Raw genomic sequence first — 12,438 nt, forward strand, 5'->3', positions numbered from 1 at the left:
GCACAACCAGCATGTTTCTTCAAAAGAATAAGCTGGGTCTTGTTTGGTTTAAGCTCGTACCGGTAAGCCTTATTCACCAACATTTTCTATAGCCTCCATAGCTTTCTTGACCCGGTTTCTGGCCGACCTTTTTACCTGAAATATAGAATTGAAGGCTACCAAGGCGGCAGCATATTCAGCATCTCCCTGGGCCAGGCTGTTCCATACGATTACCATAGCAATACAACGAGCCAACCCGATTAATATAAGTCCCACCATATATTCCGGATAATTATGCAGGAATATGACAGCCAAAATAAACATAAGCAGGGGACCGATAATCCAGTTCTGGATTAAGGAGAGGGTTAAAACTTTCCGGTTTTTAAAAACCTTGTTTAGTTCCCGGTAATTTACCTTCGCCAAAGGCGGGTACATCATTACAATCAAACCAATAGCAATAGGAATAGAAGTAGTACCAACTGATAACCGGTCCAGCAGGTCAGCAATACCAGGGAACCAATACCCCAAAGCCACACCCACAGCCATAGCCAGAAAGATCCACAAGGTTAAGAAACGATCGAGCAGTGATAATTTGCGTATAGCTGATTGCTCCAAGTTTAACGCCTCCTTAGGTACCGTCACCAAACTTTATCAAGTGCAGCAGAGAGTTATCCCTATTTGTTCCAACTAGTCCCGCCAGGCTAATCCAGCTGCGGGGTTTTTCTTGCAACAGTTCACTCAGGTTTTTGATGCTGTGCCGTTTCTTAATCAAACCCGTGTAAAGCCCAGCCCTGGAAGTATCCCCAGCCAAAATGTAACCTACCAGCCGGTCGTCAGCCAGTACCAGTTTCCGGTAATACCCTTTCTGGGGATTACCGTCGGTCAAGACCCGGTAATCATTTTCCTGAGGCCGGGTAATACCGGCGGCTATTACTGAAAGGTCGGCAAACACCGCGGAGTTCATACTGATTGAGCCGGGATACTCCTTGGTGGCTCCAGCCATATTGGCCCCAGCTACCATCCCCTGTTCCGTGGCATTAGGCCAGATGGCATTAAGCCGGTATTCTTCCCGGGCGAGGTCATAGCTCAGGGCCACGTCCCCGGCAGCATATACATCGGAAACTGAAGTGGCCTGTTGCCGGTTGACCTGTAAGGGGTCCCCAGCGTGTTTTACTAGACCGGATTCCGTTAGAAAACCTGTATTGGGCCTAACCCCTTTACCAACTAACACCAGCCTGGCTGGTAACTTGTCTCCACAGGCCAACTGAACTCCGGATACTTGATTGCTGCCGTCGGCTTCTATGGCAGATACTGCCATTCCTTTTAAAAACTTAATGCCTAGCTCGGTCAACTTTTGTTCCACCATAGCCGCTGCGGTTGCATCAAGCACCTGGGACATTACCTGGTTGGATGTAACCACCACAGTCACATCTACTCCCCGGCGGCACAATGCATAGGCGGCCTTTAAACTGACCAAACCCCCACCCAGAACTACCGCCTGTTTTCCCTTGGTAGCCCGGGCGGCAATGGCCTTGGCATCATCCAGAGTCCTCAGGCCAAAAACTCCCCGGCTGTCAATTCCCGGTATGTTGGGCATTTGGGGAGAGGCCCCGGAAGCCACCAGTAGTTTGGTATAAGAAAAGGCATCCCCTTTTTGGGTAACTACCTGTTTTTTGTCCAGGTCTACTCCAATCACTTTCTGGTTCAGTTGCAGGTCTATCCCCAGCCGTTGGTAGAAGTCGTGAGGGCGCAAGTACATCTGCTGCTCGGTAACCTGCCCCCCAATGTAGTAAGAGGTGAGGCAGCGGGAGTAAGCAGGGTAGGGTTCATCGCTGATAATGATCAACGGCTGTTCTCGATCGTGTTGGCGAATAGCCTCAGCGGCAAATAGCCCAGCGGCGCTATTGCCAATGATCACATATGCCATGGCAGTACCTCCGGTTACAGGCCTAGGGCCTTACGTTTGCTCTTTAAATGATTGATTAAGCCCTCAGCCGCCTTCACCGGGTCAGCTTCCACGTAGAACTTCCCACCTAACAATGATTCAACGGGTTGTCCCGTTAAAGCGCCGCTTACAGTAGCGCTACCCAGTACATGGGGTGGTAATCCCACGTGGGTCAAAATACCCATGGCTACCGCCCAGGTCCCAATACTCAGGGCCTTTTCATGCTGAGGCTCCGGAGCTGATGCTGCTACCGGCAGGTCTTTCACTGCCACTCCCAGGTAGTCGGCCAGCGCTATCAGCAAGTCACCTATGCGGGAGTTATCCACACAACTACCCATATGGAGTACTGGTGGCAGAGGCTCACCCAGTCCGGCAGCTTCACCAACGGCGGTTAGTACCTGTCTCAATCCGGGCCCTGCTACATTCTTGGTGGCATCGGGATGGAGCAACCCTGCCTTACCCAAGGCGTGGGCAGAGCAACCGGTGGCTACTACCAGTACATCATTAGCAATCAATTGCTTAACCAATTCCACGTGCACCAGGTCCTGGGTAAATTTTACATTGTTACAGCCAACAGTGCCCACCGCACCCAAAATAGCACCGTTCTTAATGCTTTCCACCAGCGGCTTTAAGGGGTCCTCAGCATTGATTTTAGCCAGTGCACCGATAATGGCTTCCACACTGAACCCGGCCACAATGGGTACTTTTTCCTCGGGAATCTGTACCCGGTTCATATCCCGTTTCTTAAAGGAATTAATGGCCCTGCGAACAATTTCCCGAGCTTGCTGGTCCGCTTCTTCCAGGGTAAAAGGTACGTGATGCGCCCCGGGAATCTTAGAAATGGGCATAGTGGTTACGATTTCACCGTGATAACACTGGGCCACGTTGATTAACGAAGGCATGATACACTGGGCATCTACCACCATCAAGTCAACAGCGCCGGTAGCCAGGGCCAGCTCCTGTCCCAGGAAGTTGGTAGCCGGTGGCACACCTTGTCTCATCAAAACCTCGTTACCGGTGCAGCAAATACCGGCCACGTTAATTCCCGCCGCTCCGGCAGCTTTAGCCTCTTCTTCCAGCCGACGGCACCATTCCACAATCTTTTCTGATAGCAAGGGAACATGTCCGTGAACCACCACGTTTACATGATCGGCCTTTAATACCCCCAAGTTAGTTTCCGCTTTTACCGGTTGGGGAGTACCGAAAATAATATCCTGGATGTCGGTAGCCAGCTTTAACCCGGCAAAGCCGTCCACCAGACCCTGTTTGACAGTTGCCAGCAGCAGATTGATGGGGTCGGCATCCACCCCCATGGTAGTCTGATGCATGGCTTCCCTGATTTCCCGATCGGCGTTTCTGGGCAATACCCCCAGCTTACCCCAGGTATCAATTCGTTCTTGAGGGGCCCAGGCGGCAAGCCAGCCCATAGTTTCGGAGGTATGGTTAGTAAAGGATTCAAAGGCTTTTTCCGCAACTTCCCCGGCCAAGGTGGTTATATCCTTTTGATCCGTTTCCAGTCCCAGCTTGGTGGCAATGGCTTTCAATTTGTGCTCATCTTGTATCTGGTAATCTATTTGGCCTTTTGCAATCTTATCCAAAGCCTCGACGACTTCATAAGCGTGGTCTACATGGGCGGATGTCCCACCAGCAACGCTGCGCAGTAAGTTCCGCGCCACGATTGTATCGGCATCGGCGCCACAAACACCTCGGCTGGGCTCGCCAAAAGGATTAATCCGACATGGCCCCTGGAGGCAGTTACGACAGCAGATGCCCAATAATCCAAAACCACATTGCGGTTGCTGGGCTTCCAGGCGGTCCCAGACCGTTTTTACCCCGTCGGCGCGGGTCCGCTCCAGCATTTGTCGTGCCGCCCGGTCGATAGTTTTCTTATCAAGCGACATCTTCATCCCTCCCCAATTATTACTGGTGCCCGCTTTAATCATTTTGTCCCTCTTCATCGACAAACATGGTTAAGTAGCGCTGTCTTTTCTCCTTGCTATAGTCCGGTACCGGCATAAAACGTATGGCTCCCGTGGGGCAGGCAGCAGCACAGGCCGGTACATCCCTGTCGGGACAGCGGTCACACTTCAAGGCTACCCTCTGGCGCCAGTCTTGAACAATTACCCCGAAGGGACAGGCCATAACACACATCCAACAGCCCACACACTTGTCTTGCCCGAATATAACCTTGCCCGTTTCGTTATCCTGCCTTAATGCTCCAGTCATGCAGGCATTGACACACTGGGGCTGCTGGCAGTGCCGGCACTGCATGGGAAAGTTGGTTTTTCCGTCAGTCTCCACGAAAATACGGGCTACCGGGGGTTCCTCAGCAGCTACCGCCAAAAATAGATCTTTACCGGGAAAGTGTTCTACCGCACAGGCCAGTTCGCAGCTGCGACACCCTAAACAGCGTTCCGGACTAATCAAAATTTGGTCCATCTGTCTCCCTCCTTCCTATAAATTTCAGTCCTATACTTCACCTACTTTACATGATACTGGAACAGAGCATAAAAAATATGTCATCCATTAGACAATTTGTTGAATTCTTCTGAAAATCAAAAAAATTTACAGCAGCGGTAGTATTCTGTATAGTTATCGGTCAATTAATTGTACCCGCAGCTAAGAGGATATTAAGATTGGACAAACTAGAACGACCCCATAAGAACTCAGGTAACAAAAGGCCCCGGTACATCGTGTACCGAGACCAGTGGGTCCCGAAAAAAATATTTGAACCTCTTTATTAAAACTGGGTTTATTATAAAAGGTGGAAAAATTGAACAGGAATCGACATTGCTAATTGTTTTAATTCTACATTAAAAAAGTAATTCCTTCTCACCTGCAAAATTTACGCAAATCTTTAGCTCACTTTTGTTCCTAAGCGCAGCTTATCGGCAATCATGGCTATAAATTCGGAATTGGTAGGTTTACCCCGCTCCACGTTAATGGTGTAGCCGAAGAACTTGTTCATCATCTCTACGTTACCCCGGTCCCAGGCCAGCTCAATAGCATGACGGATGGCTCTTTCCACCCGGCTCGGGGTGGTATTGTATTTTTCGGCAATCATAGGATAAAGTTCTTTAGTTACAGCACCTAATAGATTTACTTCTTCAATCACCATGAGTATAGCGTCTCGCAGGTACTGGTAACCTTTAATATGAGCCGGAACTCCCATTTGATGAATAATTCTGGTTACCTCCACGTCTAGGTTTCTGCTGCGAACGGGTCCCTGGCTGGATGAGTTTCCCCCATTGGCAAGCTGGCGGATTCGAGTCCCCAGAACTTGAAAATCAAAGGGTTTGAGGATATAGTAATCGGCTCCTAATTCGATGGAACGTAAAGTCGTCGTCTCTTGCCCCAGCGTAGTCAGGATGATTATTTTAGGGCGTTTGCTAAGCCGGGTATTATTAAGTTTCTCCAACACGCCGATACCGTCTAAATGAGGCATAATAATATCAAGAATAACTACATCCGGCTCATGTTGTTCAATCATTTTAATAGTCTGCAAACCGTTATACGCTATACCCACCAGTTTAAAATCTTCTTCTTCGTCTAAATATTCTTTTAATAATTCACAAAGTTCTTTGTTGTCATCTGCAATCAATATACTAATTGATTCCCCCATACATCCCGCCTCCTGTTAATTATTAAGACACAATACATTTCGACGTTTTAAAAGGATAATCCTTCTTTAATATGTAAAATACGAAAATAAATGAAAATTTTACTAATTACTCTAAAATTCGATTCAGATTGCAAAAATAAATAAACCAGGCAGACTACTTATCTGCCTGGTTTTGAGAATGGTCTGTCTCAACATCCACTCAGCCATTATTCCATAACCTCGCGTTGGATCATTGACAAAAACATGCGTTACCGCTCCGACCAACCTGCCATTTTGGATTATGGGACTGCCGCTCATCCCCTGTACAATTCCGCCGGTTAACTCCAATAAACGGGGATCTGTAATTTTTATAACCAGTCCTTTTCCGTCCGGTTTCTCCTGGTGGATTACCTTTTCGATATTTATGCTAAATTTCTCAATTTTATCACCGCTCACTACGGTTAGCAAATGAGCCGGACCTTCCTGAACTTGATGAGCGAAAGCCACAGGGATGGGGCGGCGATAGTACCGATTTTTTATGGGGGTGGCTAGACGGCCGAAAATACCAAAGGGGGTATTTTTATCAATAGTCCCTGTTAGTTCTCGGTCCTCTATAAAGACGCCTATCTTTTCTCCCGGCTGTCCCCGGCGACCCGGTTGTATCCCCTGGACGGAAGCTTTGACAATTCGACCTTCTCCCGGCTTGATGACATGGTTGTTCTCGATATCAGTAATAATATGTCCCAGGGCCCCGTACATCCGGCCCTTGGGTTCATAAAAGGTAAGAGTTCCAATGCCGGCAGCACTATCCCGGATAAATAGACCAATCCGATACCGCCCCGTTTCCGGACAGAAGAGCGGTTTCACACGGGTCTTGTACGTTCTCTCTTTTCGTTTATAAACAATTTCTATAGGAGCTCCTCCCTGGCCCCATTCATTAATCAGTCTGATTGCCTCCTGGTCATTCCTTACCTTTTGATCATTAATTTTTAGAATAACATCACCAACTTCTAACCCTGCTTCGCGGGCCGGATAACGCCTCCGACCATCCTGTAATATTATAGGAGAATAACCTACCACTATTACTCCTCCGGAGTAAAGGAGAACTCCTATTGAGTGCCCTCCCGGTATTACTTTGAGGGCCGGAACTACCTGAACAGTCATGTTCTTGATCGGAAAAATACCAAACAGGCGCAACTGGAGATTTACCGTCCCGGGCTGTACTGCCACCGGCCAATTATCTCCGAAACTAATAACTTTTTTCCCCAGGTGACTTCCCTGGAACTCCAGTACTCCTTTATTTTCCGGCTCAACATAGATTTTAAAACGCTTTAAGACATTTTCAGGAAAGTTTAATTCGACCTTCAGTTCGTCTCCCACAGTTAAACTTTGTTTTTCCGGCAAACCGTTGAGGCTTTGCCAAACCCACATTAGACATAGAGTCACGGTTCCAAAAACAAGCAGCAGGCCAACCAACCCACGTCGCTTAAACTTCCACACCAATATCACTCCCTAGGCAATTCCCCATGAAAGCCTAGGTCTCCCCACTCCTGTTAAGCGACGCCCTGGCCAGGACAAAAAGTAGCCTTTTAAAAGAAAAATAGCCCAAAAAACAAAAGCCTTTAAGCGGCTAAACGGGCTCTAAAGGCTAACAACTCGAGTCTAAATTTAAATTTAACCTGATCTGATTCTTTTTATGCTATAAAAAACACGCCATAGGGACGGTTAACATTGGCAAACGGCCCGCGTTCATAAGCGACAAACGATTTAACCTTTTAGGTAATTTCTGCAATGAAAAGTTAAATTAACTGTTCAAGATTTTTTACTATATTTTAACAATTCTTCCGCATGCCTCAGAGCAACGCTGCTGTCTTCCCTGCCGCTCAACATGCGAGCCAGTTCACGCCGTCTTTCTTCTTCCGGCAACTTTTTGACCTTAGTGTAGGTCCGGCCGTCTATGGTTTCCTTACTAATAAAGAAGTGTTCATGGGCACGGCTGGCTACTATCGGAGAATGGGTAACACATATAACCTGACGAAAACTTGCTATCCGGGCCAATTTCGAAGCAATGGCCTGAGCGGCCTTGCCGCCGGCACCGGTATCTATCTCATCAAATATCAAAGTAGGAATGGAATCTACCTCCGCCAGGGTACTTTTCAACGCCAGCAAGACCCGCACCATCTCCCCACCCGAAGCTATCTTAGCCAGGGGCTTAAGCGCTTCTCCCGGATTGGGAGAAAAGGTAAATTCTACGCGATCCGTTCCCAGGCGGCCTGCTTCGGCAGGTGCAAAAACAATATCCAGCCGGGCGTGAGGCATCTCCAGGTCACGCAAAGCCTCGATAAGATCACCTTTGAGCTGTTCCGCAACCTTCCGCCGCAAACCACTGAGTTCCTCAGTTACGGCAGCGTATTCTTCTTTCAGTTCATTAATCCTGGCTCTTATTTCTCCTGCTTTCTCCTCGCAGGCAGTCATATTCTCTAAACTTGCCGCAATTTCTTCCCGGTATTGCAGGACCTCCTCTAGGGAAGGGCCGTACTTTTTCTTGAGCCCGTCTATCTGCAGCAGGCGCTGTTCTACTTCCTCCAAACGGTGCGGGTCGTATTCCATACGCGCCTGATAATCTCTCAGTTGGTATCCTACTTCTTCCAACAAATAAAGCGCATTTTCCAAAGAATCCAGACACCCCTGCAACGTATCATCGACCGACGTCAGTTCCTTAAGCTCTCTTATAGCCTGACTGGTTAAATCGTAGGCTGAACTCTGGCGGTTGGTACCGGCAAAAACGAATGTGTAGGCTCTACTTACCCCGGACGCCAACATTTCTGCATTAGCTAGCACTGCCCGTTCTCTTTCCAGTTCCCTGTCTTCCCCCGGTACCACGTTAGCCCTGTCAATTTCCTCCAACTGATACCGGAGCAGGTCTATACGCCGGGCCCGATCTAATTCATCGCCTTCTAAAGTTCTTAATTCCTCTTCCGCGCGGCGGATTTTTTCAAACAGGATTTCAGTCCGCTTTCTGAGCTTAAGCAATTGTTCTCCTCCGAAACTGTCCAGAAGGTATAGCTGCTGGCGAGGTTCCAGCAGGGACTGATTGTCATATTGGCCGTGGATGTCAATCAGATAGGTTCCCACCCGGCGGTACATCGACAGAGTTACCGCCTGCCCGTTAATACGGCACACATTTTTCCCGTTTCTTAAAATTTCCCGGGAAAGAAGTAGGATACAGTCTTCTTCCTCTTCAATGCCCAGTTCATTTAGAATTCTTGCCAAATTTTCCATCCCTTTGTAATCAAAAAGTCCGGAAATAACAGCTCTGGAAGCGCCGGTACGAATGTACTCGCTGGAAGCCCTAGCTCCTAAAAGGAGGGATACAGCATCTACGATAATAGATTTACCGGCCCCTGTCTCTCCCGTTAACACGTTCAACCCGGGAGCAAACTGTATTTTAAGTTCTTCAATTAAGGCGAAATTCTTAATATCCAGCTCTAGTAGCATCTGAGCCTCCCCCCGCAGCTACTTCATAAAAGAGAGAAACATTTTTAATAGTTTAGACACGGCACTTTTGGGCTTAACTATTACCAAGATGGTATCATCGCCGGCCACGGTACCGATTATCTCTTTCCACTCCACTTTGTCTATCCAGGAAGCAACAGCATGAGCCGTTCCCGGCAAAGTCTTTATCACAATGAGGTTTTCGCTGTAATCCACTTCGGTCACCGAATCCTGGAACATACGGTGTAGTCTCGCGTAGACGTTTCCCATTGGGCGTTCGGAAGGCGCTGCGTAGCGGTAGGCATTTCTTCCTACCGGTACCTTGACTAATCCCAACTCCTTTATGTCACGAGAAATGGTAGCCTGGGTAACTTCAAAGCCCTGCTGCTTCAGCTCGCGCGCAAGCTCTTGCTGAGTACCAATGGGTTTCCGGTTTATGATCTCCAATATTTCCTTTTGGCGACGAGTTTTCACCGTGCCGTCTCCTCCCTATACTAGAATCGCCGTTGGATTATTATAAGATAAGGAGGAAAGTTAATTCGGTTGGGAAAATCAAGGCGAACCACATCCCACGCCTCCTGAGGAATCTCCCGGGCCATTTTTTCCACCGCTTCCGCTTCTTCTCTTCCTCCGGGGTGGCCGGTGTAAATCACTATCGTTATGATCCCTCCCGGCTGCAGCAACTCCATAGCTTTCCCTATAGCTCGAACCGTACTGTCAGGACGGGTTATACACCGGTGGTCACCACCGGGCAAATAACCCAAATTGAACATTGCTGCCTGCACCGGCTCTTTAACATACTGGTCCATGTTTTCGTGTCCTGCCCGTATTAAATCGACCTGTGTCTCAATACCATTGGAGCGCAACCTTCGAGCCGTAATATCCAGCGCTTCTTGCTGAATGTCGAAGGCATATACTTTTCCACCGGGTCCCACCTGCTTAGCTAAAAAAAGAGTATCATGACCATTGCCAGCCGTAGCATCTACCGCTGTCTGCCCTTCCCGGAGAACGCGACCTACCACCTCTTGAGCCGCAACTACCGCATTGGGGAAAATTCTAACCATACGCTCCGCCTCCCTCTCCCCGGAGCTTTTCCCGCAATACTTCGTAAAAATTACGACCTTTCAACCGGATGAGCTTAGTCTTGAAAGGAGCTTTTCCCACTGTAATTTCATCGTTTTCCTCCAGCTTAACCCCGTGCTGGCCATCTACCGTTACCGCCACGTCGGCCAGTTTAGAACGGACCACAACTTTTATCTCTTGATGGGAGGCTACCACCAACGGCCTGGCATAAAGGGTATGGGGACATATAGGGACAATGATCATTACCTCTACTTCCGGTGAAACCAGCGGACCGCCGGCAGACATGCAATACGCTGTTGACCCGGTGGGAGAAGAAACAATAAGTCCATCGGCCCGGTAGGTATCTACATAATGTTGGGATACATAAGTTTCCAGGTAGATCATTCTTGAAAAAGAACCTTTGGTCACTACCACATCATTAAGAGCAAGGAATCTATCTACCGTCGTATTATTTCGGACCACCCGGGCTTCCAGCATCATTCTTTCCTCAATCAAATATTCCCCCCGCAGGAGCAACTCCAGGTCTTCAAACATGCTGGGTAATTCAATTTCCGTTAAGAATCCCAACTGTCCCATGTTAATGCCTAAAATAGGCGTACCCTTGACTGCCAAGGCGCGGGCGGTACTCAATAAGGTGCCATCTCCTCCCAGAACCAGGACGCAATCGACATTATCGGCAACCGTTGTCTCAAACCGTTCTGCATCTGCCTTCCCCAAAGCCTTCTGATGGTCTTCCGTTAAAAAGACTTTTACCCGCCTGTCCTCCAGCCATTGGATAAGGTACTGAGCTGTCTGAAGAACATCTTTCTTCTGCTCGTTAAAAATTAAACCGATACGCCGCATGAATTCACCCCTACGTTACCAAAACTGAAAGCCCAAAAAGCTATCCAGCCAGAAAAAAATAGTAGCCAGCGCAATCCCTACCGCCAATGCTAGGGCATGACTCATTATCAGGCGGCGACGAGAGAGCGCGACCGGTCTTACCTGAAAGGCAACTTCTCGCAACTGCCGATTTTCCATGTCCAGCAATAGAATCCCGTCAGGACGATAAATAAGAAAATATTCTAGTAACTGACGCCGGGTCCTGGCGCTGGTTACCCTGCGGGCTTGTTTTCCGCTTTTAACTTCTACCACGTAGGTACGCCCGTTTTTGCGCACCACCAGGTCGGCCACCACACTGTTCAGGTGAGCTTTCCCGTCCACATAGGTTCGAACGGGAACGCGTTTTTGGACGTCGATGATATGATAGCCGTTCGCTTCCAAAAATTTTACTGCTTCTTTTTCCGCTCTGCGAGCCACACTTAGTTTTCTCTTCAACCGATAACGTTGCCAATATTTAGAGATATTATAAATCAGAAGACAACCAACTAAAAGGCCTACAATAAAAAAGTCAAATGGCTTCACCGAAAAGCACCTCGGGTAAGCTATTCTACACCCTCTTGTGAAAATCCTCTGCCGTCATTCCCTGCTACAAAAACGAATTTAGGAGAAACCTAAAATATATTATCCGCAATTATTGATCATTCTGCTTAACAAATAGCCGGACTGATACATATGTTGGTAGTGAGAAGCTTCTCTAATCTTGCCAAAAAGCGCTTAGGAGGGAAACAAATGCCTAATCTTGTTCAAAACCCAGGTTTTGAAGCAGGATTGGCGGGTTGGACGGCTACTAATGTGACGCCCGCGGACGTCAATCCGTTTGAGGGTACTGCGGCTGCGCGACTGGGTCCGGGCATTGCCAGCCTGTTCCAGGACATACCCATCGATGGGTATAAAAGACTGTCTTTCCTGTTGAGCTTTGCAGTTGAAGCACCTCTTTCCTTTAATCCGGGTGACCTTACAGTGCAAGTACAGTGGCTAGACGCTACCGGTACCGTCATCGGCATCGGTCTCAGCCTGTTCATCCCTTCCGCTACGACCGGAACTCAGTTTTTCTGGCTGACATACGTAGATGCAACCGAAAACGCCCCCATCAATGCCAAGACGGCCCGGATTATATTTAGTAAAGCGCAAGGTTCAGGTAGAGACGTTCTAGACGTGGATAAAGTCGTGCTGCTCAGGGTGTAAGGGGGGAGGGTATATTTTATGAATGATGCATCTAATAAGCTTGATATTATTCAACAACTCACTCAACAACTTGAGTCCAAAAGTGAGTTATTTCAGTTGCTCGAGAAGGAAAAAGAAAGATTAATTCAAACTTTAAGGTTGTTTGACGGGGAAAACAAGGAGAGTTGAAGAAACATCTGAAAAGTTCCCTCTTTACTCATCTTTGACAGTTAATCTTCAAAATCAATGACCCGACAACCGGAAACCCTTGAAATGACTGGGTTGCATT

13 protein-coding genes and 1 pseudogene are annotated in these 12,438 nt (G+C 48.1%); 2 read left to right on the forward strand and 12 right to left on the reverse strand.

What is annotated here, in order from left to right:
- The 12 genes and pseudogenes from KKC1_RS17420 to KKC1_RS06625 form a co-directional block, all read right to left on the reverse strand.
- A partial coding sequence (locus KKC1_RS17420; protein WP_153802850.1) for a helix-turn-helix domain-containing protein occupies positions 1–83 on the reverse strand: 83 nt, incomplete at its 3' end.
- A 49-nt stretch (positions 84–132) separates the two neighbouring features.
- Positions 133–525, reverse strand: a pseudogene (locus KKC1_RS06575) (arsenic resistance protein); the annotation flags it as partial.
- An 82-nt stretch (positions 526–607) separates the two neighbouring features.
- A complete protein-coding gene (locus KKC1_RS06580) occupies positions 608–1,906 on the reverse strand; it encodes an NAD(P)/FAD-dependent oxidoreductase (RefSeq protein WP_088553686.1) in 1,299 nt (432 codons plus the stop codon).
- A gap of 14 nt (positions 1,907–1,920) precedes the next feature.
- Positions 1,921–3,831: an anaerobic carbon-monoxide dehydrogenase catalytic subunit gene (gene cooS / locus KKC1_RS06585; protein ID WP_088553696.1), complete on the reverse strand. Its 1,911-nt coding sequence runs from the start codon at positions 3,829–3,831 to the stop codon at positions 1,921–1,923.
- A gap of 28 nt (positions 3,832–3,859) precedes the next feature.
- Complete coding sequence (locus KKC1_RS06590) at positions 3,860–4,363, reverse strand: 4Fe-4S dicluster domain-containing protein (protein WP_088553687.1); 504 nt, start codon at positions 4,361–4,363, stop codon at positions 3,860–3,862.
- A gap of 418 nt (positions 4,364–4,781) precedes the next feature.
- Positions 4,782–5,546, reverse strand: a complete 765-nt coding sequence (spo0A, locus tag KKC1_RS06595) for a sporulation transcription factor Spo0A (RefSeq protein ID WP_088553688.1) — start codon at positions 5,544–5,546, stop codon at positions 4,782–4,784.
- A gap of 123 nt (positions 5,547–5,669) precedes the next feature.
- Positions 5,670–7,025 carry a SpoIVB peptidase gene (spoIVB, locus tag KKC1_RS06600; protein ID WP_088553689.1) on the reverse strand — a complete coding sequence of 452 codons (1,356 nt, stop codon included), beginning with the start codon at positions 7,023–7,025 and terminating at the stop codon, positions 5,670–5,672.
- Positions 7,026–7,337: 312 nt separating this feature from the next.
- Positions 7,338–9,023 (reverse strand): DNA repair protein RecN, encoded by a 1,686-nt coding sequence (recN, locus tag KKC1_RS06605; RefSeq protein ID WP_088553690.1) that lies wholly within the window; start codon positions 9,021–9,023, stop codon positions 7,338–7,340.
- An 18-nt stretch (positions 9,024–9,041) separates the two neighbouring features.
- A complete protein-coding gene (argR, locus tag KKC1_RS06610) occupies positions 9,042–9,494 on the reverse strand; it encodes an arginine repressor (protein WP_088553691.1) in 453 nt (150 codons plus the stop codon).
- 20 nt (positions 9,495–9,514) lie between these two features.
- A complete protein-coding gene (mnmM, locus tag KKC1_RS06615; protein ID WP_088553692.1) occupies positions 9,515–10,084 on the reverse strand; it encodes a tRNA 5-(aminomethyl)-2-thiouridylate-methyltransferase MnmM in 570 nt (189 codons plus the stop codon).
- Positions 10,077–10,946: an NAD(+)/NADH kinase gene (locus tag KKC1_RS06620; RefSeq protein ID WP_088553693.1), complete on the reverse strand. Its 870-nt coding sequence runs from the start codon at positions 10,944–10,946 to the stop codon at positions 10,077–10,079. Before KKC1_RS06620 ends, mnmM begins: the two co-directional genes overlap by 8 nt.
- 15 nt (positions 10,947–10,961) lie before the next feature.
- On the reverse strand, positions 10,962–11,507 hold the full coding sequence (locus tag KKC1_RS06625) for a hypothetical protein (RefSeq protein WP_088553694.1): 546 nt from the start codon (positions 11,505–11,507) through the stop codon (positions 10,962–10,964).
- A gap of 207 nt (positions 11,508–11,714) precedes the next feature.
- On the opposite strand from KKC1_RS06625, the gene KKC1_RS06630 reads away from it, so the two are divergent.
- A complete protein-coding gene (locus KKC1_RS06630) occupies positions 11,715–12,170 on the forward strand; it encodes a hypothetical protein (RefSeq protein WP_088553695.1) in 456 nt (151 codons plus the stop codon).
- Positions 12,171–12,188: 18 nt separating this feature from the next.
- Positions 12,189–12,338, forward strand: coding sequence for a hypothetical protein (locus KKC1_RS16005; protein ID WP_153802849.1), 150 nt, complete (start codon positions 12,189–12,191; stop codon positions 12,336–12,338).
- Positions 12,339–12,438: the final 100 nt, after the last annotated feature.

The sequence above is a fragment of the Calderihabitans maritimus genome (assembly GCF_002207765.1).
Taxonomy (GTDB): domain Bacteria; phylum Bacillota; class KKC1; order Calderihabitantales; family Calderihabitantaceae; genus Calderihabitans; species Calderihabitans maritimus.